General features: G+C 66.2%; 20 protein-coding genes. 5 read left to right on the top strand and 15 right to left on the bottom strand.

Going from position 1 to position 21,371, the window contains the following annotated elements:
- Nucleotides 1–71: 71 nt before the first annotated feature.
- The 3 genes from ACZK45_RS08450 to ACZK45_RS08440 all read right to left on the bottom strand — a co-directional run bounded on the left by ACZK45_RS08450 (nt 72) and on the right by ACZK45_RS08440 (nt 2,384).
- Nucleotides 72–1,298, bottom strand: a complete 1,227-nt coding sequence (locus ACZK45_RS08450; RefSeq protein ID WP_032128263.1) for an efflux RND transporter periplasmic adaptor subunit — start codon at nt 1,296–1,298, stop codon at nt 72–74.
- Nucleotides 1,299–1,389: 91 nt separating this feature from the next.
- On the bottom strand, nt 1,390–2,160 hold the full coding sequence (locus ACZK45_RS08445) for an SDR family NAD(P)-dependent oxidoreductase (protein WP_049400332.1): 771 nt from the start codon (nt 2,158–2,160) through the stop codon (nt 1,390–1,392).
- On the bottom strand, nt 2,157–2,384 hold the full coding sequence (locus ACZK45_RS08440; protein WP_478445684.1) for a hypothetical protein: 228 nt from the start codon (nt 2,382–2,384) through the stop codon (nt 2,157–2,159). Before ACZK45_RS08440 ends, ACZK45_RS08445 begins: the two co-directional genes overlap by 4 nt.
- A 147-nt stretch (nt 2,385–2,531) precedes the next feature.
- Between ACZK45_RS08440 and ACZK45_RS08435 the strand changes: the two genes are divergently transcribed.
- Nucleotides 2,532–3,563 carry a LysR family transcriptional regulator gene (locus ACZK45_RS08435; protein WP_005409107.1) on the top strand — a complete coding sequence of 344 codons (1,032 nt, stop codon included), beginning with the start codon at nt 2,532–2,534 and terminating at the stop codon, nt 3,561–3,563.
- A 552-nt stretch (nt 3,564–4,115) separates the two neighbouring features.
- Here the strand turns inward: ACZK45_RS08435 and ACZK45_RS08430 are convergent.
- Both ACZK45_RS08430 and ACZK45_RS08425 read right to left on the bottom strand, forming a co-directional pair.
- Nucleotides 4,116–4,811, bottom strand: a complete 696-nt coding sequence (locus ACZK45_RS08430) for a YiaD family glycine zipper/OmpA-like lipoprotein (protein WP_010484399.1) — start codon at nt 4,809–4,811, stop codon at nt 4,116–4,118.
- 139 nt (nt 4,812–4,950) lie between these two features.
- A complete protein-coding gene (locus ACZK45_RS08425; RefSeq protein ID WP_478445683.1) occupies nt 4,951–6,366 on the bottom strand; it encodes a cryptochrome/photolyase family protein in 1,416 nt (471 codons plus the stop codon).
- Between the two features lie 110 nt (nt 6,367–6,476).
- On the opposite strand from ACZK45_RS08425, the gene ACZK45_RS08420 reads away from it, so the two are divergent.
- Nucleotides 6,477–7,061: a hypothetical protein gene (locus ACZK45_RS08420; protein ID WP_478445682.1), complete on the top strand. Its 585-nt coding sequence runs from the start codon at nt 6,477–6,479 to the stop codon at nt 7,059–7,061.
- Between the two features lie 19 nt (nt 7,062–7,080).
- Here the strand turns inward: ACZK45_RS08420 and ACZK45_RS08415 are convergent, their stop codons facing one another.
- Genes ACZK45_RS08415 through ACZK45_RS08400 form a run of 4 tightly spaced genes read right to left on the bottom strand, consistent with a single transcriptional unit; the run spans nt 7,081 to nt 12,698 of the window.
- Nucleotides 7,081–7,695 (bottom strand): inorganic diphosphatase, encoded by a 615-nt coding sequence (locus tag ACZK45_RS08415; RefSeq protein ID WP_478445681.1) that lies wholly within the window; start codon nt 7,693–7,695, stop codon nt 7,081–7,083.
- A gap of 10 nt (nt 7,696–7,705) precedes the next feature.
- The gene (locus tag ACZK45_RS08410) at nt 7,706–9,055 is read right to left on the bottom strand and encodes a purple acid phosphatase family protein (RefSeq protein ID WP_478445875.1); all 1,350 of its coding nucleotides are present in this window, start codon (nt 9,053–9,055) and stop codon (nt 7,706–7,708) included.
- 14 nt (nt 9,056–9,069) lie between these two features.
- Entirely contained in the window at nt 9,070–10,185 is a 1,116-nt protein-coding gene (locus ACZK45_RS08405) for a phytase (RefSeq protein ID WP_478445680.1), read from the bottom strand.
- Nucleotides 10,185–12,698 carry a TonB-dependent receptor gene (locus tag ACZK45_RS08400; protein WP_478445874.1) on the bottom strand — a complete coding sequence of 838 codons (2,514 nt, stop codon included), beginning with the start codon at nt 12,696–12,698 and terminating at the stop codon, nt 10,185–10,187. The genes ACZK45_RS08405 and ACZK45_RS08400 overlap by 1 nt, the downstream gene beginning before the upstream one ends.
- Before the next feature lie 215 nt (nt 12,699–12,913).
- Between ACZK45_RS08400 and upp the strand changes: the two genes are divergently transcribed.
- On the top strand, nt 12,914–13,546 hold the full coding sequence (gene upp / locus ACZK45_RS08395) for a uracil phosphoribosyltransferase (RefSeq protein WP_005409099.1): 633 nt from the start codon (nt 12,914–12,916) through the stop codon (nt 13,544–13,546).
- 146 nt (nt 13,547–13,692) lie between these two features.
- Nucleotides 13,693–13,986, top strand: a complete 294-nt coding sequence (locus tag ACZK45_RS08390) for a PsiF family protein (RefSeq protein ID WP_032130275.1) — start codon at nt 13,693–13,695, stop codon at nt 13,984–13,986.
- 85 nt (nt 13,987–14,071) lie between these two features.
- On the opposite strand, the gene ACZK45_RS08385 is transcribed toward ACZK45_RS08390, so the two are convergent.
- The 6 genes from ACZK45_RS08385 to rsmD form a co-directional block, all read right to left on the bottom strand.
- The gene (locus tag ACZK45_RS08385) at nt 14,072–14,959 is read right to left on the bottom strand and encodes an MBL fold metallo-hydrolase (RefSeq protein WP_019338337.1); all 888 of its coding nucleotides are present in this window, start codon (nt 14,957–14,959) and stop codon (nt 14,072–14,074) included.
- 120 nt (nt 14,960–15,079) lie between these two features.
- Nucleotides 15,080–16,810 (bottom strand): gamma-glutamyltransferase, encoded by a 1,731-nt coding sequence (gene ggt / locus ACZK45_RS08380; protein ID WP_478445679.1) that lies wholly within the window; start codon nt 16,808–16,810, stop codon nt 15,080–15,082.
- Complete coding sequence (locus ACZK45_RS08375) at nt 16,807–17,088, bottom strand: YfhL family 4Fe-4S dicluster ferredoxin (protein WP_004153175.1); 282 nt, start codon at nt 17,086–17,088, stop codon at nt 16,807–16,809. Before ACZK45_RS08375 ends, ggt begins: the two co-directional genes overlap by 4 nt.
- A gap of 132 nt (nt 17,089–17,220) precedes the next feature.
- Nucleotides 17,221–17,712: a hypothetical protein gene (locus ACZK45_RS08370; protein ID WP_004153167.1), complete on the bottom strand. Its 492-nt coding sequence runs from the start codon at nt 17,710–17,712 to the stop codon at nt 17,221–17,223.
- Nucleotides 17,713–17,772: 60 nt separating this feature from the next.
- Entirely contained in the window at nt 17,773–18,282 is a 510-nt protein-coding gene (gene coaD / locus ACZK45_RS08365) for a pantetheine-phosphate adenylyltransferase (protein ID WP_032130277.1), read from the bottom strand.
- A gap of 26 nt (nt 18,283–18,308) precedes the next feature.
- Nucleotides 18,309–18,887 carry a 16S rRNA (guanine(966)-N(2))-methyltransferase RsmD gene (gene rsmD, locus ACZK45_RS08360; protein ID WP_180836687.1) on the bottom strand — a complete coding sequence of 193 codons (579 nt, stop codon included), beginning with the start codon at nt 18,885–18,887 and terminating at the stop codon, nt 18,309–18,311.
- Nucleotides 18,888–19,337: 450 nt separating this feature from the next.
- Here rsmD and htpG point away from each other — a divergent pair, with 450 nt between their 5' ends.
- Complete coding sequence (gene htpG / locus ACZK45_RS08355; RefSeq protein ID WP_478445678.1) at nt 19,338–21,230, top strand: molecular chaperone HtpG; 1,893 nt, start codon at nt 19,338–19,340, stop codon at nt 21,228–21,230.
- The last annotated feature ends 141 nt before the right edge of the window (nt 21,231–21,371 follow it).

Here is a 21,371-nt window from a genome sequence, read left to right as displayed (position 1 = left end):
GATGACGAAGGCAGGGAAGGCTGCCGCTGGCGCCGGCAGCTAAGCGGGGACGCGGATCAGGAGACGGCGGATCAGTGGTTCAGCGCGGCGGTGGCATCGCGGCCCGGTGCCGGCGGCGCAGCCTGCGGCTGCATCGCCACGGCCTTGGCCTGCACCGGCATGCCCGGCATGAAGACCTTCTGCACGCCGTCGATGATCACCTTGTCGCCGGCCGCCAGGCCATGCTCGACAATACGCAGGCCGTCGGCGGTGCGGCCGAGCTGGATGTCACGGCGCTGGGCCTTGCCATCCTTGTCGACCACGTACACGTACTTGCGATCCTGGTCGGTCAGAACAGCCTTCTCGTCGATCAGCAGGGCCTGGAACTGGCCGCTGCCGAGCAGCTGCACGCGGGCGAACAGGCCCGGCGTGAACTGGCGGTCGGCGTTGTCCAGCAGCGCGCGGACACGGATGGTGCCGGTGCTGCGCGCCACCTGGTTGTCGAGGAAGTCGACCTTGCCGGAGTGCGGGTAGCCCTCTTCACCGGACAGGCCAACCTTCACCGGCAGGTCGCTGTCACGCTCGCTCGGCCGCTCGCCCTTGCGCGCCATCTGTGCATAGCGCAGGAAGGTGCTTTCATCGGCATCGAAGTAGACGAACACGGTGTCCAGCGAGACCAGCGTGGTCAGCACGCTGGCGCTGTCGCCGGCGGTGACCAGGTTGCCGGCGGTGACCATCGCGCGGCCGGCACGGCCGTCGATCGGCGCACGCACCTTGGTGAACTCCAGGTTGAGGCGGGCCGCATCCAGCGCAGCCTGCGCCGCCTGTACGGCGGCACCGGACTGGTCAGCCGCAGCGCGACGCTGCTCGGCCGTCTCGGTGGAAATGGCCTGCTGCTCGGACAAGCGCTTGGCACGCTCGGATTCACTGCGGGCCAGCGTGGCCTGGGTGCGGGCGCGGGCCAGTTCGGCAGCGGCGCGATCGTACTCGGCCTGGTAGCTGCGCGCGTCGATGGTGAAGAGCACTTCGCCCTTCTTCACTTCCTGGCCTTCGACGTAGTTGACCTTGTCGATGTAGCCGGACACGCGCGGGCGCAGTTCAACGCTCTGTACCGCTTCGACGCGGCCGCTGAACTCGTCCCACTGGCTGACCTGCTTGACCAGCACCGGTGCAGCACTGACCTGCGGCGGCGGCGGTGCACCGGCTTCTTCGGCGTGGCCGCCGCTGCAGGCCGCCAGCACGGCTGCGGCGAGGATCGACACGCCGACCATCGCGATGCGATGGCCGAAACGATGTGGGGTGGAATTGGGGGAAGTCATGGCATGCATCCGTACGGAGGGGTGGTACAGCTAGATGAGAACGTGTTGCAAAAACAGGCGGCGTATCCTGCGACCTCAACCATGGTCGAGGTCAAGCGACGCCTGCGGTATCGCGCCACAGGGGAGGAACGTCCAGGTGCAGCAGGCCGCGCGGCAGTTCGGCATCACTGCTGTCGCAGCGGACGATGGCGCGGTTGTCGCGGCAGCCATCAAGCAGGGAGACCACGCGACGGCCGACCAGCAGTGAGCTGGGCCACTCGATGCAGGCATTGGCCGCGTTGGCCGGCGTACACACCGGGCTGCAGACTTCCAGCATCTGCGCGCGCACGCCCAATGCCTGGGCTTCCTGGTGCACCACCTGCGCGTACATGCGCAGCGCCGCAGTGGTGATCGAGGTTTCGCCGTAGCCCGCCCATGGCTTGGCATTGGCCGGGCTGCCGATCATCACGTAGCGGCGCGCATGCACGTTGTCCTGCAGCAGCGGCAGCAGATGACGCACTGCGTGCACGTGCGGCATCAGATCGGCCTGCATCGCGCCCAGCAGTTCATCGCCGTTGCGGTCAGTCACCCGGCCGCGACGGTAAGGGCCGCCCATTGCGGCGATCACTGCCGCCAGCGGACGCGGGCGATGCGCGATGCGTTCGGCCAGTGCGCGCGCCGAGCCGTCATCGCTGAGCGAACCCAGCAGCGTCTCCAGGCCCGGCTCATCGGCGAACTGCTCATGCAGCGCCGCCAGCCGGCCCGGGTCGCGACCGACTACCAGCACCGGGCTGCCGGCTTCCAGCAGTGCGCCAACCACGCCCTGGCCGACGGCACCGGTGCCGCCGAGGACCAGGACTTCGGGCGTCAGCATCCCATTCACGGGACATTTCCTCCCAAATCCGGGATAGTCCCGATTCGACGCAGCCAATCGCCCTTGTGCGGGGCCAGGCGGATGGCACCGCCACGCTGCTGACGCATCGGCGCGGTAAACTCACGGAAGTCCTTGTGTACCAAGGAACTCGGGCGGACTTCAACGGTCATTGCCAGGTCCAGGGTGCTCTGGCCGGCGTTCCGGAGACGGGCAAGAATGTTGCGCAGGCTCATGGCGGACGGGCTCCAAATAACGAATGGCGCCACGATAGACCTCAAACCTTTACTTGATTAGTCCTGATTAAGGGGAATAATCATCCCGCTCCCGGTCCAATCGTTCTGTCACGATTGTCCCATCACCGACGTCCAGGATCCCAGACCATGTCCCACGATCTCAACGAGACGCTGATCTTCGTCAAAGTGGTCGAGCAAGGCAGTTTCATTGCCGCTGCCAAATCGCTCGGCCTGCCCAAGACCACGGTCAGCCGCAAAGTGCAGGAGCTGGAAACGCGCCTCGGTGCGCGCCTGCTGCACCGGACCACCCGCCGCCTCGGCCTGACCGAAGCGGGTTCGATCTACCACGAACATTGCCAGCGCATCGCGCGCGAGCTGGAAGAAGCCGAGAGCGCGGTGAGCCAGCTGCAGTCCGGTCCGCGCGGCTGGCTGCGCTTCACCGTGCCTTACTCGATCGGCATCACCTGGATTGCACCGCTGCTGGGCCAGTTCCATGCGCAGTATCCAGAGATCCGCTTGGACATGCACATGGGCAACGAGAAGCTGGACCTGATTGCAGGTGAGGCGGACCTGGCCCTGCGCGTGGGTGCCCTGCCCGATTCCAACCTGGTGGCACGCAAGCTGGGCAGCCTGCGCACGCAGGTGTTCGCCAGCCCGGCCTACATCGAACGCTATGGTGAGCCACTGCATCCGGAAGAGCTGCAGTTCCATCGCATCTTGGCGATGCGCAAGCCGTACCACACCGGCAACTCGCCGCGCTTCACCTGGCAGCTGGGCGAGAACGGCGGCGAGCTGCGCGACTTCCCTGTTACCCCGCTGATGACCGCCAACGACATGTCTGCGTTGAATGGTGCATTGGTGTGCGGCGAAGGCCTGCTGCTGACCGGGGACGTGATGGCCAAGCCGTTCGTTGAGTCGGGCATGGTGCGCCGCGTGCTGGCTGGCTGGACCGGGCCGGAAGTGGACTTCAACGCCGTGTTCGCCGGTGGCCGCCTGGTCTCGCCGAAGGTGCGTGCATTCGTCGACTTCCTGGTCGAGAAGCTCAACTTCGACGCCAATTACATGCTGGCGCAGTGCCCGGGCGCGAAGCTGGCGCAGCAGCAGAAGGAAAAGGAAGACGCCGCGCTGGAAAGCAGCGGCAAGCGGATCTTGGAGAAGGTGGCCGCTTCGGCCGCATGACCGGAAGCATCCACGCATGGCGTGGATCTATCCGGCGCGCGGTGCAGCTCCATGTAGAGTCGAGCCATGCTCGACTTTGCTTCTGGAACCGCGCCGACCAAGGTCGGCACGGGTTCGCATCTGTAGAGCCGGGCCATGCTCGGCTGATATGCAAAGCAGTCGAGCATGGCTCGACTCTACATGTGCTATCGGCGTGCCGAGCAACGCTCGGCACCTACAGAAAATGCCGCCTGCAAGGGCGGCATTTTCGTTCCGGCGGCGCGGCTTTCGGTAGATGCCGACCTTGGTCGGCGCCGTTCGGAGAAGCCGCGACCGGGAGCGCTATCGGCGTGCCGAGCGAGCTCGGCACCTACAGAAAATGCCGCCTGCAAGGGCGGCATCCTCGTTCCGGCTACGTGGCTTTCAGTAGATGCCGACCTTGGTCAGCGCCGTTTGGAGAAACCGCGACCGGGAGCGCTATCGGCGTGCCGAGCAACGCTCGGCACCCACAAAAATGCCGCCTGCAAGGGCGGCATTTTCGTTCCGGCTACGCCGGAACCGTAACGCTACGCGTTACTGCTTCAGGGGAATCACGCGGATTTCGACGCGGCGGTTCTTGGCGCGGCCGGCATCGGTGCTGTTGTCGGCAATCGGGTACGACTTGCCGGCGCCCAGGGTTTCGATGCGCACGCTCTGCACGCCCTGGCCGATCAGGTACTGCGCGACCGAGTCGGCACGTTCCTTCGACAGGCGGTTGTTGACCGCGTCACTGCCGATGCTGTCGGTATGGCCGACCACTTCGATCATGGTCTGGTTGTAGTCACGCAGGGTGCCTGCCACGCCATTGAGCGAGCCGTAGAACTGCGGCTTCAGGGTCGACTTGCCGAAGTCGAAGGTGATGCCGTCCGGCAGGTTCAGCATGATGTTGTCGCCCTGGCGCTGCACATCAATGCCGGTGTTGGCAGTGCGCTCGCGCAGTGCGCGTTCCTGGCGATCCTGGTACTGGCCTACCGCGGCGCCGCTGAGCGCGCCGATGCCGGCGCCGATCAGCGCATGCTGACGACGCTCCGTGGCGCTGTCACCGGTCAGCAGGCCGGCGGCTACGCCGATGGCGGTGCCGATCAGCGCGTTGCGGCCGGTGCGGTTCTGCTGCTCGGTCGGGTTGCCGTACTGGTCACTCTGTACGTAGGAGCCGCCGGTGGCGCAGGCCGACAGGACGGCCGCACTCATCAGGGCCAGTGCGACGTTGCGGGTGGTGTTGCGGATCATGAGGTTCTCCTTGGTTTCCGGTCGGCCGGCGGCCTGCGGGCGCAAAGAGAATAAACAGCCCGATGCGATGCCGGAATGATGATCGGGCACGTCGACAGGGCCGCGTTCAGCTAACTGACCAGATCTCTCAGCCCGCACTTTACCCCGCTCCCGACTGCCGGTAGGCAGCCAGCGCGGCATCGCGGCCAACCGCCAGATCCACCAGCGGCGTGCGCGGATAGCCCGGGGCATGCGCCGCCAGCAGCAACGGATGCTGCCACGGCGCGAAGCGCGCTTTCACCGGCAGCGCCCCCAGTTCGGGCACCCAGCGGCTGATGTAGCGGGCCTGGGGGTCGAACTTCTCGGCCTGGGTCACGGGGTTGAACACGCGGAAGTAAGGTGCGGCATCGGCACCGGTCCCGGCCACCCACTGCCAGCCCATCGTGTTGTTGGCCAGGTCGGCATCGACCAGGGTGTCCCAGAACCAGCGCGCGCCATGCAGCCAGTGCGCGCGCAGGTGCTTGCACAGATAGCTGGCCACGATCATCCGCACCCGGTTGTGCATGTAACCGGTGTGCCACAGCTCGCGCAGGCCTGCATCGACGATCGGCACGCCGGTGTTGCCGCGCTGCCAGTCGTGCAGCTGCGCGGCACTCGGTGTGGCCCACGGGAAACGGTCAAAGCGCGGGTTGAGGTTGTCGGTCGGCGTCTTCGGGAAGTGATGCAGCAGGTGGTAGGCGAAGTCACGCCAGCCCAGTTGGCGAAGGTAGCCGTCGATGTCGGCGTCGGTGCCGGCACTGCGCAGCCCTTCCAGCGCATGGGCAATCCGCCAGGGTGCGATTTCGCCGAAATGCAGGTGCGGCGACATCCGCGAGGTGCCCACGCGATCTGGCAGGTCACGCTGCTCGCGGTAGCCGCGCAGCGCACCGTCCTCGAACACGGACAGCGCTTCCAGCGCACCGGCTTCACCCGGCTGCCAGTGCTCCCAGAAGCCGGTATCCCAGTCCAGCGTCGGTGCCAACTGGAGATCATCCAATGCCAGGCTGTCGACCGCGTGCGTCGCCAATGCTTCCGGTGCGGCCTGCAGCGCAGGCAGGCGCCAATGACTGAGTACATTGCGCCAGTACGGCGTGAATACCTTGTACGGCTGACCCTGCTGGGTGGCGATATCCCACGGCTCGAACAGCAGGCTGCCATTGCAGCTCTGTGCGTCGATGCCCTGCTCGCGCAGCGTGCGCTTTATGGTGGCGTCGCGTGGCTGGGTGGCCGGTTCGTACTTGCGGTTCCAGTACACCGCCCCGGCGCCGGTCTGCTCGATCAGCAACTGCAGGGCCGGCAGGCTGTCACCGCTGCGCAGCACCAGCGACGAACCACGCGCGCGCAGGTCCGCATCCAATCCGCCCAGTGAACGGTGGCGCCAAGCATCGGAGGCGGCACCCGGCACCCACTCGCCCTCTTCGTGGGGCGCATGGATGTAGATCGGCACCACGTCGTGACCGGCATCCAGCGCGGCCTGCAGGGCCGGATTGTCCTGCAGCCGCAGATCACGGCGGAACCATACCAACGCTACCGACACAGACACCGCCTTCGTTGTTGAAGGCGGACATGATAGCCAGCGGCGGTGAAGGCGTTGCACGCAGACGCCGTCTGCTAGGCTGCCGGCCCCGTTATCGGAACAACGACGCCATGGATGACCTGCACGCTGCCTTCGCCCGTTTCGGCCCGTTGCAGGCCCAGGACGAACATGACTGGCAGGGCCCGTTCCCGCTGCCCCCGGTACTGGCACACTTCTACGCGCAGGTCGGGCCGCTGGGCGAAGAGATCAATGCCAGGGTTGGCCGCGCCGGCATTACCGTTCCCGGCCTTGATGTCTGGATACCGCCACTGCAACGCCTGTGGAGCCAGCAGGCCGGCTATCGATGGCATGGCATCAGCGGCGAACGGATCAACGACTGGCCATCGAACTGGCTGGTGATTGCCGATCGCGGCGCCGATCCGTTCATCCTCGACCTGGATGACGGCCGTGTGCTGTTCAGTCACCACGGTGCGGGCCTGCTGGATGCCGGCGAGATCACTGCCGATGTGCCGACCTTGATGGCGGCTCTGGCTGCTGCAGGCACGGTGTACCTCGATGCCGGCGATGACCTCTACAACGACGATGACGATGGCGGCATCCGTCCTGAACACCAGGAGGCAGCCGTACAGGCGTTGGCCCGGGTACTGGGCGACCGCCTGCAGGCCGAGTCGTTCATCGGGACGTTGCTGGACTGAATCCACGCATGTCGTGGATCTACTTCTCGAAACGCTGCATCGCCTCGCTGATCAGTACCCGCGCCTCGGCGGCGTTGCCCCAGCCATTGAGCTGCACCGGGTTGCGACCGGCCGGCAGGTCCTTGTAGACCCGGAAGAACGCCTCGATGCGCTGACGCTCGACCTCCGGCAGATCCTTCAGGTCGCGGATGCTGGCGTAGGTCGGGTCGACCTTATCGGTCGGCACGCCGATGATCTTCTCGTCGTGCTCACCGCCATCGATCATCTTCAGATAGCCGATCGGCCGGAAGCGCACGATCACGCCCGGATGCAGCGGTTCACGGGTCAGCACCAGCGCGTCCAGCGGATCGTTGTCACCGGCCAGGGTGCGCGGCATCGAACCGTAGTTGGCCGGATAGGCGACCGGCATCGACTGGAAGCGGTCCACATGGACCAGGCCGTCTTCCTTGATCTCGTACTTGGTGAAGCTGCCGGCCGGAATCTCCACCGCCAGATTCACCTCCTGTGGGGCCTGCTTCGGCTGGGCCACCAGGAACGGATGCAATACGGTATCGGCAGCGGTCACCGCACTGGCCAGCAACAGCAGGGCGGCACCGATGGCGGCGAGCGGAAGGATGCGCCGGGGCGTGGTCATATGCGTCTTCTCACTCCCAGCAGCGGTCGGCACGGCCCTTGGCGGTCTGTGCACGCGGGCAGTCGCGTGGCCTGATGCGACCTTCGGTCAGCTCCGTGCGCTGCTTGCCACCCTTGGCATCACGGCGCAGTTCGAAGGCATCGTAGAGACGGCCGGTCACCGTGCGTGCTTCATAGCGCAGGTGCTGCGGATCAATGTTCAACACCTGGAACAACTGGGTATCCTCGGCCACCGGATCCATCGTCCTGCGTGCTTCGTCGGAAAGGCGGTACTGCTTCGGTCCGGCCACGGTCACCACATACTGCGGCGTCGCGGCATGCCCTTCGCCACGGCGACCATAGGTGTGATCGTGGCCCTGCAGCACCAGATCGACGCTGTGGCGGCGTACCACCGGCAACAGCACGTCACGCAGCGCAGCGTTCTCGCGGCCTTCGCGGGGTGAGTAGAACGGCTGGTGCAGCAGCACGATGGTCCACGGCTGCGGGTTGCCGGTCAGAACCTTGTCCAGCCACTGTGCCTGCGCCTTGGCGGTGCCGAGGTCGAGTGCCGAGGTGCCATCGACCACCGCCACGCGTACACCCTGCGCATCGAACCAGTAGCTGGTCTGCTGCGCGGCGGTGGCGCCATTGCCCGGCAGCGCGAAGGTCACCGGCCAGTGCCGGCCCAGCACGCGACGCTCCTGCGGCGTGTCCTCGAATTCCTCGAAGTACTCATGGTTGCCGATCGCCGGGGCCACCAGTGTTTCCTGCGCCAGCCATCCGGTGGCGGCAAACCACTCGCCCCATTCGCTGTCGTCCATGTTGTCGCCGCCGCTGACCAGGTCACCGGCGAACAGGCTCATGCGCGCCTGCGGTGCAGCCTTCTGTGCGGCACGCACCACGCGGCTGACATGGCTGACGTTCTTGTTCTGGGTATCACCGAAGTACAGCAGGGTCAGCGGCTTGTCGGCCGCGGCCAGCGTGCGCAGCTGGTTCCAGGCGCTCCAGCTGCCATTGCCCTGCACGCGGTAGACGTACTGGGTGTCCGGCTGCAGGCCAGCGATGTCGGCACGATGATGGTGCGACAGCCCGTTCTCGGTCTGCAGTGCTCGCGTCGTCGCACGCACCTGGCGGATGCCCTCGATGGCCGGCGAATCCCCGGCGAGGGCAATCTCGAGCAGCGGTGCCTGCACGCTGCCGTCAGTACGCCAGGCCACGGCGAAACCGTGGCTGGGATCCACCGCCGGCGAGGCGACGATGCGATCCGGCACCGGCGTCGCTGCGTAGTGGCGGCTGCCCGCTGGCACCTGGGTGTTGGGTTCGGCCGCTGCGAACGACAGCGACGGCAGTGCCAGCAGCAGGCCCAACGCCAGCGTGCGCATCACGCACTGCCGGCTCATGCGCCACACTCCAGCGGCAATGCCAACTGCTTGGCGATGCTCTCCCAGTCGAACGCCACCACGCCCTGGTCGTCATGCACTGCATACAGTGCGCCGTGCGGGAAGCGCGCACTGAGTTGCTGCATCATCCAGATGCCGTCGGTGTTGGCCACGGTATTCCCCTGGAACGCGCCCACCGGCTTCAGCGTGTGCCGGTCGAACAGATGGAACACGCTGCGCTGCTTGCCCTGTTCGGTGGTGATCCACCAGCCGTCCTTGCCGCAGGTACGCAGGGTCACGCCTTCGGCCTGCGCCTTGAACACGTCGCGGCCGAACGTGGTGCCGGTGAAGCGTCCGGCCAGGGTGTAGACCTTGAACTCGCTGGCGTAGCTCTCATCCTCTTCGGCGATCAACAGGCGATCATTCTCCGGATCGCCCCAGATCGACTCGACCACGCGCAGCGCACCGGTTTCGCTGGTGTCACCGATGCTGGCCACCAGCTTCGCCTCGACCTTCGCACCGTCGCGGGTCACGTGGTACTGGCGCACGCGCTTGTCCAGCTCGGCCAGCGGCGGCAGGATGTCACGCCCCTGCGCATCCTCGCCGTTGTCCCAGGAGTCGGTAACGTAGACGCTGTAGCCATCGGCACGGCGGTCGACCCACAGCCCGTACGGCTTGCGCAGGTCGTCCGCAGCGAACGTCGCCAGCGGCGCGAAGTCCGGCAGGCTCAGCACCTGCACGCGGTGATTGTCGCGCTCCACGATCCACAGCAGGTCGTCGGTCACCGCGATGCCGTTTGGGCGATCGAACTGCCCTGGCCCGGTGCCGCTGCTGCCAACGTCACGCAGGTGCTGGCCGGTGCTGCCATCGTAGACCACCAGCTTGTCGGTGGCCTTGGCGGTGGCAATCAGCCACAGCTTGCCATCCGGCGCACGCCACGCCGCCGGCGAATCGATGTTGTCGGCCGGGGTCATCGGTGACAGGAAGGCTTCGGCGATGGTGGTCACCGTGCGCGCGCCCCCGGCTTTCGCTGCCGTAGGGGCCGCGGCCGGATCGTTGCCGGTCGCCGGCGTGCAGCCGGCGGCCAGGGTCGCCGCGAGCGCGACCGCCAGGACGGTGATGCCACGCCCCATCACAGTGCCACCTTCAGGCCCAGCGCATAGGTGCGGCCGTACTCTTCCATCTGCAGGGTGCGCGAGCGCGTGCCCTGGTACAGCTCCAGCGGCTTGTCCAGCAGGTTCTGTGCTTCGAAATACATGCTCACCCGCGGGGTGAACTTGTAGTCCAGCGAGAAATCGAGCTGGGTGTTCGGTGCAACGTAGATGTCGAACGCCCGGCCCTTGCCGATGCTGTCCAGGTACTCGCTGCGGTACACCGCCGCCAGGCGTGTACTCACACCGTACTTTTCATAGCCGATGTGTGCGCTGTAGACATGCTTGGAGGCGCGCGGCAGTGTGAAGTCCTCGCCTGCACGGTCCTTGATGCCGGCATCGAACTTGGTATCCAGCCAGGTGCCACTGGCACCGACCAGCAGGCCATCCAGGCCGTCCGGCAGGAAGGCCAGCTGCTGCTGCCAGTTGAATTCCGCACCGCGCACGGTGGCCTTGCGGCCATTGATCGGCTGGGTCACGTCAAAGCCGCCATAAGCGGGATCATTGGTCCGCACCGTTTGCACGATGTAGCCATCGATCGACTTGTGGAACAGGCCAAGTGAAACGATACCGGTGCTGCCGATGTACTTCTCCACCGACAGGTCGATGTTCTTCGACTCGTACGGATCCAGTTCCGGATTACCCAGGCGCACTTCCTCGTCGCCGCGGCTGTAGCCCACGCGTGGCGAGACATCGCCGAAGGAAGGACGCGATACGGTCTTGTTGGCCGAGGCGCGCAGTACCCAGTCATCGGCCGCGTCGTAGCGCAGGTGCAGACCCGGCAGCACGTTGGTGTAGCTGCTGTTGGCCACCCGCGGGGTGACGGTGAAGCTGCGTCCGTTGGCGGCCACGTCCACCTGGTTGCCGATCGCCTTGAACTGGGTGTTTTCCACGCGCACACCGCCGATGATGCGCAGCGCGCCCACATCCCAGGTACCCATGGCGTAGCTGGCGAAGATGTCTTCGCTGGCCACGTAGTCCTCTTCCAGCGATGTCATCGCGTTGCCACCGGCATCCTGGGGACGGGCGCTGTACTGGCCGCCATTGGCCGCCCAGAAGGCACGCATCGCGGCCGAATCCATGCCGTCACCGAGGTTGCCGTGGCGGTGCTCCGGCGAGGAGGTGCTCCAGCTCGACAGCGCCACCTTCGGGCCGACACGCAGTTCGCGCTCGTCCACATTCACGTCACGGTCGCGCCAGCGACCCAGCAGGCCGAACTTGATGCTGCTGCTGTCGCCGTCGAAGCGCACGTTGACCTGCGCGCTGTGCTCCTTGTCGTTCACCTGCTTGGGTGAGAGCACGAAGCGGTCGAACGCGTAGTTGCTGTTGTCCAGCCACTGCGGGTTGTCGAAACTGTAGCTGGGCAGGCGGCTGCTTTGGTCCAGGGTGCCGTTGAAGGCCTTGCCGTTGAGCTTGAAGCGCGCCTCCATCTCGTCGTTCACGCGCTCTTCGGTACGGGTGTAGCCGATCCGGTAATCGACCACGGCGTTGGTCAGCTTGTTCTCGCCACCGAGACTGGCCGCGAAGGTGTTCTCCTTCTTGGTGCGGTAGCGCATGCGCTTGTCGATGGAATCTTTCGGCATTCCATCCAGGCGGTACTGGTCGGTGCCGGTCTTGACCATCTTCGCGTCGTCGAAGTTGAAGATCACGCGCTGGCGGGTCTCCGCATCGTCGAACTGGCTGTACAGCGTGCGCAGGTAGTACTTGCTGTCTTCATTCGGGCGCCAGTCGAGGTTGAGGTTGGCACCGATGCGCTTGCGCTCGATCTCGTACTTGCGGTGCTGCAGGTTGATCGCGGTGACATCGCCGGGGACGGCATCGTCCTCGCCGTCATACTCCACTTCGGTGTTGTCCGACTCGAACCTGCGCTTCTGGTAGTTCACGCCCAGCGCCACGCCGAAGGTGTCGTTGAACACTTCGCTGTAGTTGAAGGCGGCCTTGGGGCTGGTCTCGCCGGACAGCTGCTGGTGGCTGCCTTCGATCTTGCCACGCAGGCTGCGACCGTCGCGGTCGAAGGCCGAGGCCGATTCCACCAGCACGGCGCCGCCGATGGCATCACCGGGCATGTCCGGGGTCGGCGACTTGACCACGCGCAGGCGCTCGGTGGAGTCGGACGGGATCACGTCCAGCGGTGCGGCGCGGCTGGAATCCTCCGGCGTACCGATGGCGATGCCATCCACGCTGACGCTGTTGAGGTTGGCGTCCAGACCGCGGATGACCACGAAGCGCCCCTCGCCCTGGTCGCGGGTCACGCTGATGCCCGGCAGGCGCTGCAGCGACTCGGCCACGTTCTTGTCCGGGTACTGGCCCAGTGCATCGGAGGACACGGCGTCTTCGATCGCATCACTGCTGCGCTTGAGGTCGACCGCGCGGATCTGTGATTCGAGCTGGGCGCGCACTTCGATGCGGTCCAGGTCGACCGCATCAGCGGCCACGGCGCCGGTGGCGGCAACCGCCTGCTGCCCGGCCGCCTGCAGCGGGGCTGCGGCCCCCATCGCCAGGGTCAGGGTGATGGCAACGGCCAACGGAGTCTTGATATGCACTGGGAATCCCCATTCCTGTTAAGAATGGGTCTGCACGGTATGTCCGCAAGGTTGCATGGCCGTGACATGCGCCTGCACATTTCGAGTAACGCCGCTCCGGGCCAGGTTTGGGTTCGGCCCGCCGATCCGGCAAAATGGCGCCCTCTCTCCTTTTCCCCTTCCCGACCATGAAGATCGTCGAAGTGCGCCACCCGCTGGTGCAGCACAAGATCGGCCTGATGCGCAACGCTGCGCTCAGCACCAAGGATTTCCGCGAACTGGCCAACGAGCTGGGTACGCTGCTGGCCTACGAGGCCACCGCCGACCTGGACACCGAGCCGCACACCCTGCCCGGCTGGGCCGGCCCGGTCACCGTGCAGCGCATTGCGGGCGCCAAGATCACCGTGGTGCCGATCCTGCGCGCCGGCCTGGGCATGCTCAGCGGCGTGCTGTCGCTGATCCCGGCGGCCCGTGTCAGCGTGGTCGGCCTGCAGCGCGATGAGGAAACCCTGCAGCCGGTGCCCTACTTCGAGCGCCTGACCGGGCGCCTGGAAGAGCGCGACGCGCTGATCCTGGACCCTATGCTGGCCACCGGCGGCACCCTGATCGCCACCATCGACATGCTCAAGCGTGCCGGCGCCCGCCGCATCAAGGGCATCTTCCTGGTGGCCGCGCCGGAAGGCATCGAAGCGGTCAAGGCCGTGCACCCGGACGTGGAGATCTACACCGCAGCCATTGATGCCCAGCTCAACGACAAGGGCTACATCCTGCCGGGCCTGGGCGATGCCGGTGACCGCATCTTCGGTACCCGCGTCGGCTGATCCGACGATCCGGGGTCAGAGCCCTTTCGCCACGAAAGGGATCTGACCCCAACAGCGCAGGCCGTCGCGGCCGCGTTGCGATTCTTCACGTGCTCTTGGCGCCGGGAAGCGAATGCTCCGCGCACCCGCCACCCTTGGAGCTCCCGATGAAAGCCTCTTTCCTGCTGGCCGCCGTCCTGCTGGTCGGCCTGCCCCTGGCTGCCAATGCCACCACTCCGCAGCAGCAGCGCATGGCCGAATGTTCGGCCAAGAACAAGGGGCTGAAGGGCGATGCCTACAAGACTGCACAGAGCTCCTGCCTCAGCGGCCACGCCGCCGACGCCAAGCCGGTCAATACGCAGCAGGAACGCATGCGCAAGTGCAACGCTGACGCGGGCGCCAAAAAGCTGGCCGGTGATGCGCGCAAGACCTTCATGAGCAGCTGCCTGAAGGCCTCGTAGCAATCACGTCCGGGTAGAACGCCATCCACGCATGGCGTGGATCCACGGACATCAGTGAAAGGCCGGGCATTGCCCGGCCATGCCATTACCCCAGGGCGCGTGCCTTCAGCTCACCCTGCTCGTGCAGGGTCACGAAACGCCCCTTGTCATCCCTGCCAAGCTGCGCCAATGCCACCTGCGGGTCGTGGGTGAAGAACAGCCGCACGTTGCGCGCCAGCTTGTCTTCCAGGAACTGCCGCTTCTCGTCGATCAGCAGCTCGGCATTGCGGTCATAGCCCATGGTGATCGGCACGTGTACCCATGAGCGGCCCGGGATCAGGTCGGCACAGAACACCACGCCACCATGCGCACTTTCGCCTGCATGCGCGTGACCGACGATCTCGGCCAGCATCAGCCCCGGTGTATGCCCGTCGCTGTAACTGAAGCGCACGCTGCGGCCGAGCGCCTTCGAGTACTCCCCGTCCACCACTTCCAGCCGGCCACTGGCCTGCAGCAGGCCCGGCAGTTCCGGAATGAAGCTGGCGCGATCGCGCGGGTGTGGCTGCACGGCGCGCTGCCAATGCTGCGCGCCGACTACATAGGTTGCGTTGGGGAACAGCAGCTCGGGCTCACGCCCTTCGCTCCATGCCGCCAGCAGGCCACCGGCATGATCGAAATGCAGGTGGCTGAGCACCACCACGTCGATATCCTCGTGCTCGAAGCCGGCTTCGCGCAGCGAATCGATCAGCACGTGCTGGCTTTCCTGCACACCGTAGCGTTCGCGCATGCGCGGATCGAAGAACGCCCCGATACCGGTTTCAAACAGCACCGTCTTGCCTTCCAGCGGGCTGGCAAGCAGCGCACGGCAGGCCAGCTCGATGCGATTGAGCTCGTCCGGTGCCGCCCATTTTTCCCACAACGCGCGCGGCGCGTTGCCGAACATCGCGCCGCCATCGAGGCGCTGCGAGTTTCCACGAATAGACCAGAGTTTCATGTGTCGATTATCGGCGCCGGCTCGTTAAATAATCGCTAGAAGGGAAACAGAAAACCCCGCCGGCAAAGGCGGGGTTTCGATAATCAGCCGGATTGCCGGCCCGCAGCCGGCACCACCGGATCAGTGTGCCGGCACCACCTGGGCACTGCCGACCGGATTGCGCGGGTCGCTGCCGCCGAACAGCTTGTTGGCCCTGCGGTCCCATTCCACGGTCTGCAGGTTGCCCCACACGTGGCTGGAACCGCGGCCACCCGCGGCGACATTGCCCGGCAGGTCGATCTTGTGGCCCATCGCCTGCAGCTGCTTCACCGTCGCCGCGTCGAACGCATCGTCCTCGGCTTCGATCAGGTCCGGCAGCCACTGGTGGTGGTAGCGCGGCAGTGCGGCAACCTGCTGCGCATCCAGGCCGTCGTCGTAGCCGAGGATGCCCAGCAGCACCATGGTGATGATGCGGCTGCCACCCGGGGTGCCCAGCACCACCACCTTGTCGGCGTTCTCCATGAAGGTCGGCGTCATCGAGCTGAGCATGCGCTTGCCCGGCTTCGGCGCATTGGCTTCATAGCCCATCACGCCGAACGCATTGGGCGTGCCCGGCTTCAGCGCGAAGTCGTCCATCTCGTTGTTCAGCAGCACGCCGGTGCCCTTGGGAATCAGCCCCGAGCCGTACAGCAGGTTGACGGTCTGGGTGGCGCCGACGCGGTTGCCGTCGCGGTCGATGATCGAGAAGTGCGTGGTTTCGTCGTCTTCCAGCGGCGTCGGGTTGCCCGACAGCAGGTCGCTGGGCGTGGCCTTCTCCGGATGGATGGTCGCCCGCAGGCCCTGTGCATAGTCCTTGCTGGTCAGCACCTTCTGCGGGATCTGCACGAAGTCCGGATCGCCGAGGAAGAAGGTGCGGTCGCGGTAGGCGCGACGCATCGACTCCACCACCAGATGGGTGCGGTGCGCCGGGTCCATTTTCCTGATATCCCAGCCTTCCAGGATCTGCAGCATGCTGGCCAGCGCGATGCCACCGGACGACGGCGGCGGCGCAGTGGTGATCTTCCAGCCGTTGTAGTTGAACACGATCGGCTCGCGCTGCTTCACGCGGTAACCGGCCAGCTCTTCAGCGGTCCACTTGCCGCCGGCCTGCTTCACGCCGGCCAGCAACAGCGTTCCGGTCTGGCCCTTGTAGAAGCCATCGAAGCCACCTGCGGCCAGGCGCTCCAGCGTCTGTGCCAGCTCCGGCTGCTTGAACAGGTCACCGCTGGCGATCGGCTTGCCATTGCGCAGGTAGACCTCGCGAGTGCCGGGATAGCGCTCCATCACTTCACGGCGCGAGGCATAGCCCTTGGCCATGCGGTCGTACACCGGGAAGCCTTCGCGCGCGATGCGGATGGCCGGCTGCAGCGAGGTCGCCAATGGCAGCTTGCCGTGCTTGGCCGACAGTTCGACCAGTGCTGCGGGCAGGCCCGGGATGCCAGCCGACCACGCGCCGTTGACCGAGCGGTCACGGTCGAGGTTGCCCTGCTTGTCGAGGAACGCCTGCGGGGTTGCTGCAGCCGGCGCGGTCTCGCGCGCATCCAGCATCACGTCCTTGCCGGTGGCCGCATCATGCAGCAGGAAGAAGCCGCCACCGCCCAGGCCGGAACTGATCGGCTCGACCACCGCCAGCGTGGACGATACCGCCACCGCGGCGTCGAAGGCGTTGCCGCCCTGCGCCAGGATGTCGATGCCGGCCTGGGTGGCCAGCGCGTGGCCGCTGGCAATGGCCGCGCCATCGGGGCGCTCGGCACGGGCCGGGCTGTCGGCCCAGGCAATCGGGCTCAGCAGCAGGCCGAGCAGCAACAGGCGGCGGACGATCAGCGTCTTCATTCGGATGGGGGCTCCGCATAGAGTTCGGGGTGATCGTGCTGCAGCTGGCGCAGCTTGGCCAGCAGCTGGTCTTCCGTTTCCACGATCTCCGGGTCCGGGTCGATGCACTCGACCGGGCAGACGACCACGCACTGTGGCTCGTCGAAATGACCCACGCATTCGGTGCAGCGCGCAGGGTCGATCACGTAGATGGTTTCACCCATCGCAATGGCCTGGTTCGGGCAGGCCGGCTCGCATACGTCGCAGTTGACGCAGAGCTCGTTGATTTTCAGCGACACGGCGATACTCCTCGCCCGCGCCCTGGGACAAAGGACCGGCCAGCGCGGGCGCGCGGGCCGGTCAGGTCATCAGCGGCGCCCTTGCAGGACGCCGCCCGGGCCATGCCGGAGCATGGCCGCCATGGCTCGGTATTACTTGGCTTCGACGAAAATGTACTCGGCACCGGTCGGCTGGATCGCAGCCTGTACGCGGGCGTTGTCGGCCGACTGGCCGATGAAGACGACGCGCACGCCCTTCATCGAATCCGGCGACACGTCCTTGAACACGGCCTGGATCATGTCAGCCATCTTGCCCGAGGCCGACGAACCGAAGGCCAGCATGTTGCCCGGCTGCACGCCACGGGCCACGGCCTGGGTCGCGCTCTCGGTCTGGCGCTCGTACTTGGCCTGGAAGTCCGGGTCCGATTCCGGCGAGAGGTAGTACAGGAACGGGCTGTTGGTGATGTTGCCCATGTTCTGGATCGCCACTTCCTGCAGGTACTTCTTCCAGCCTGCATCGTCGTCCTTGGACGGAGCGACCAGGGCCTGCTTGGCCTCGTCGACCGGAGCGGCCTCTTCCTTCTTGCAGGCGGTGAAGGCCAGGGCCAACGAAGCGATCAGCATCGCGCGCATGGTGGTGTTCATGGGTTTCCTCCCGGAATGGTGCGTGGTGTTGTACGTAATGGGGTGCGGGTACAGCGGGGCTTACGACTGTGCCGACTTCGCTTCGCGGACCTTGCGCAGGGCTTCGAGCACCGCGGCCGGCACGAAGCCGGACACGTCGCCGCCCAGGCGCGCGATCTCGCGGACCAGCGAGGACGAAATGAAGCTGTGCTGCTCGGCCGGGGTCAGGAACAGGGTCTCGACCTCGGGGATCAGGTGCCGGTTCATGCTGGCCATCTGGAACTCGTACTCGAAGTCGGACACCGCGCGCAGGCCGCGCAGCAGCACCCCGCCCTGGACCGAACGTACGAAATGCGCCAGCAGGGTATCGAAGCCGATGACCTCGACGTTGCTGTGGTGGGCCAGCGCGCCACGCGCCAGCTGCACGCGCTGCTCCAGCGGCAGCGCCGGGCCCTTGGACGGGCTCTGCGCCACGCCGACCACGACCTTTTCGAACAGCGGCGCGGCCCGGCTCACCAGGTCGATATGACCATTGGTGATGGGGTCGAACGTGCCGGGGTAAACGGCGATGCGGCGATTGGCCACGGTCATGGGCGGTTGCAGATGTTCAGATGAGGTCAAAGTGTAGCAGTGGCGCGGCGGTACAGGGCAAAGCGCACCTCGCGGGTGCCGCCCTCGCGGTGCAGCAGCCAGTCCGGCGGCAGCACCGGCACGTGGCCGGCCGGCGATTCCAGGTACAGCCAGGCATCGGCGGCCAGATGCCGCGGGAGCTGGGCCAGCACGTCCTGCCACAGGCCGTCGGCGAACGGCGGGTCGACGAAGACCAGATCGGCCTGCTGCGCCGGCGCGCCCTGCAGCCAGCGCAGGGCATCGGCCTGCACGACGCTGATCTGGTCGCTGGCCTGCAGCTTGGTCACGGCAGCGGTCAGATTGCGTCCCAGCTGCGCGTCGCGTTCGACCAGGGTGGCGTGTGCGGCACCGCGCGAGACCGCCTCCAGGCCCAGTGCGCCACTGCCGGCGAACAGGTCCAGCACGCGGGCCCCACCGAGCCTGGGCATCAGCCAGTTGAACAGGGTCTCGCGCACGCGGTCGCTGCTGGGCCGCAGCCCCGGCAGGGTCGGCACCGGCAGGCGGGTATTGCGCCAGCGCCCGCCGATGATGCGGACCTGGCCGTCATTGCCGCCACGGCCGCTCATCGGCGCCCCCGGCGGGAGGTATTCGAGAATTTCAGCATGAGCGGGATTGTAGTTCGGCCGGGCTTTGCCCGGCACCCGCAGAAGCCACAGCAACGGCCGAAGCAACAGCAACAGCGGGCATTCCTTGGGATGGCGGGGTGGGTCCGGTCGAGGGGGACGCTGCAAGTACGTCCATGTAAGCTCGGTCGCCGCTTGCTCGTGTGCGCTGTCCTGCGCACACGAGCAAGCGGCGACCAAGGCTACATGGACGTACTTGCGCCGCCCCCGCGAACCCACAGTGCCCCGCCATCCCACGGGATGCCGCTCTGGCCCTGGCTTTGGCAGTTGCAGTTGCACTGAGCGGGTGCCGGGCGCAGCCCGGCCGATCAACCCCTTGATTTCGGGACAATCAGCCATACCCCTTGGCGAGGCCGCACGCGCTGGCGCGGCATTGCACACGGAGCCTTATCGATGACCGAGACCACCCAGACCGAAACCCTTGGCTTCCAGACCGAAGTCAAGCAGCTGCTGCAACTGATGATCCACTCGCTGTACTCCAACAAGGAGATCTTCCTCCGCGAGCTGGTCTCCAACGCCGCCGACGCTGCCGACAAGCTGCGTTTCGAGGCCCTGACCCAGCCGGCCCTGCTGGAAGGCGACAGCGAACTGCGCGTGCGCGTCAGCTTCGACCCCACCGCCCACACCATCACCATCGAAGACAACGGCATCGGCATGAGCCGCGCCGAAGCCATCGCCCACCTCGGCACGATTGCAAAGTCCGGCACCGGCGATTTCCTGCGCCAGCTGTCCGGCGACCAGAAGAAGGATTCGCAGCTGATCGGCCAGTTCGGCGTCGGCTTCTACAGTGCCTTCATCGTCGCCGACGAAGTGGAAGTGACCTCGCGCCGCGCTGGCCTGGCAGCAGGGGAAGGCGTGCGCTGGACCTCGCGCGGCGAAGGCGATTTCGAAGTCGCCACGGTCGACAAGGCCGAGCGCGGCACCCGCATCGTGCTGCACCTGAAGGACGGCGAGCACGACTTCGCCGATGGCTGGCGCCTGCGCAGCATTCTCAAGAAGTACTCGGACCACATCGGCCTGCCGATCCAGATGCCCAAGGAGGGCGGTGAAGAAGGCGCAGCGGTCGAGTGGGAAACCGTCAACCGCGCCAGCGCACTGTGGACCCGCCCGCGCACCGAAATCAGCGATGCCGAATACACCGAGTTCTACAAGCACGTCGCGCACGACCACAGCGACCCGCTGGCGTGGAGCCACAACAAGGTCGAGGGCAAGCTGGAGTACACCTCGCTGCTGTACGTGCCCGGCCGTGCGCCGTTCGACCTGTACCACCGCGATGCGCCCAAGGGCCTGAAGCTGTACGTGCAGCGCGTGTTCGTGATGGACCAGGCCGAGCAGTTCCTGCCGCTGTACCTGCGCTTCATCAAGGGTGTGGTCGATTCCAACGACCTGTCGCTGAATGTCTCGCGCGAGATCCTGCAGGCCGGCCCGGTCATCGACTCGATGAAGGCCGCGCTGACCAAGCGCTCGCTGGACATGCTGGAGAAGCTGGCCGCCGACAAGCCGGAGCAATACGCCACGTTCTGGAAGGAATTCGGCCAGGTGCTGAAGGAAGGCCCGGCCGAGGACTACAACAACCGCGAGAAGGTGGCCGGCCTGCTGCGCTTCGCCTCCACCCGTGGTGACGGCGATGCGCAGAGCGTGTCGCTGGCCGACTACCTCGGCCGCATGACCGAAGGCCAGGACAAGATCTATTACCTGACCGGCGAGAGCTACAGCCAGGTCCGCAACAGCCCGCACCTGGAAGTGTTCCGCAAGAAGGGCGTGGAAGTGCTGCTGCTGACCGACCGCATCGACGAGTGGCTGATGGGCTACCTGACTGATTTCGACGGCAAGGGCTTCGTCGACATCGCCCGTGGCGACCTCGACCTGGGTGCCTTGGAAACCGAAGCGGACAAGCAGGAACAGGAAGCGGCGGCCAAGGACAAGCAGGGCCTGGTCGAGCGCCTGAAGACGGTGCTGGGTGATGACGTGGCCGAAGTGCGCGTCTCGCACCGCCTGACCGATTCGCCGGCGGTACTGGCCATCGGCGAACAGGACCTGGGCCTGCAGATGCGCCAGATCCTGGAGGCCAGCGGCCAGAAGGTACCGGACAGCAAGCCGGTGCTGGAGATCAACCCGGGCCACCCGCTGATCGCCAAGCTCGACGCCGAAGCCGATGGCGCGCGTTTCGACGACCTCGGCCGGGTGCTGTTCGACCAGGCTGCGTTGGCCGCCGGTGACAGCCTGAAGGATCCGGGTGCCTATGTGGCGCGCCTGAACAAGCTGCTGCTGGAGCTGTCGGTCTGATCGAGGCGGTGGTCGCCGGGCATGGCCCGGCGCTACCGGGTGCTGGTGGATGCCAACCTTGGTTGGCATTCCTGCTTTGGTAGGTGCCAACCTTGGTTGGCACTGCTGCCCTGGTAGAGGCCAACCTTGGTTGGCGCCCCA

The organism is Stenotrophomonas sp. 63632_Sma (genome assembly GCF_056482875.1).
Note: the sequence above shows the minus strand (reverse complement) of the source record. Positions and strands in the feature narration are given on the sequence as shown.

What these genes read in the sequence shown, in the direction of transcription:
- ACZK45_RS08405 (WP_478445680.1), bottom strand. Translation starts at nt 10,185, where the DNA reads ATGGGGCGTGGCATCACCGTCCTGGCGGTCGCGCTCGCGGCGACCCTG.
- coaD (WP_032130277.1), bottom strand. Translation starts at nt 18,282, where the DNA reads ATGACCGTGGCCAATCGCCGCATCGCCGTTTACCCCGGCACGTTCGAC.
- ACZK45_RS08435 (WP_005409107.1), top strand. Translation starts at nt 2,532, where the DNA reads ATGTCCCACGATCTCAACGAGACGCTGATCTTCGTCAAAGTGGTCGAG.
- upp (WP_005409099.1), top strand. Translation starts at nt 12,914, where the DNA reads ATGAAGATCGTCGAAGTGCGCCACCCGCTGGTGCAGCACAAGATCGGC.
- rsmD (WP_180836687.1), bottom strand. Translation starts at nt 18,887, where the DNA reads ATGAGCGGCCGTGGCGGCAATGACGGCCAGGTCCGCATCATCGGCGGG.
- ACZK45_RS08410 (WP_478445875.1), bottom strand. Translation starts at nt 9,055, where the DNA reads ATGCGCACGCTGGCGTTGGGCCTGCTGCTGGCACTGCCGTCGCTGTCG.
- ACZK45_RS08400 (WP_478445874.1), bottom strand. Translation starts at nt 12,698, where the DNA reads ATGGGGGCCGCAGCCCCGCTGCAGGCGGCCGGGCAGCAGGCGGTTGCC.
- ACZK45_RS08370 (WP_004153167.1), bottom strand. Translation starts at nt 17,712, where the DNA reads ATGAACACCACCATGCGCGCGATGCTGATCGCTTCGTTGGCCCTGGCC.
- htpG (WP_478445678.1), top strand. Translation starts at nt 19,338, where the DNA reads ATGACCGAGACCACCCAGACCGAAACCCTTGGCTTCCAGACCGAAGTC.
- ACZK45_RS08430 (WP_010484399.1), bottom strand. Translation starts at nt 4,811, where the DNA reads ATGATCCGCAACACCACCCGCAACGTCGCACTGGCCCTGATGAGTGCG.
- ACZK45_RS08385 (WP_019338337.1), bottom strand. Translation starts at nt 14,959, where the DNA reads ATGAAACTCTGGTCTATTCGTGGAAACTCGCAGCGCCTCGATGGCGGC.
- ACZK45_RS08420 (WP_478445682.1), top strand. Translation starts at nt 6,477, where the DNA reads ATGGATGACCTGCACGCTGCCTTCGCCCGTTTCGGCCCGTTGCAGGCC.
- ACZK45_RS08415 (WP_478445681.1), bottom strand. Translation starts at nt 7,695, where the DNA reads ATGACCACGCCCCGGCGCATCCTTCCGCTCGCCGCCATCGGTGCCGCC.
- ACZK45_RS08450 (WP_032128263.1), bottom strand. Translation starts at nt 1,298, where the DNA reads ATGACTTCCCCCAATTCCACCCCACATCGTTTCGGCCATCGCATCGCG.
- ggt (WP_478445679.1), bottom strand. Translation starts at nt 16,810, where the DNA reads ATGAAGACGCTGATCGTCCGCCGCCTGTTGCTGCTCGGCCTGCTGCTG.
- ACZK45_RS08390 (WP_032130275.1), top strand. Translation starts at nt 13,693, where the DNA reads ATGAAAGCCTCTTTCCTGCTGGCCGCCGTCCTGCTGGTCGGCCTGCCC.
- ACZK45_RS08440 (WP_478445684.1), bottom strand. Translation starts at nt 2,384, where the DNA reads ATGAGCCTGCGCAACATTCTTGCCCGTCTCCGGAACGCCGGCCAGAGC.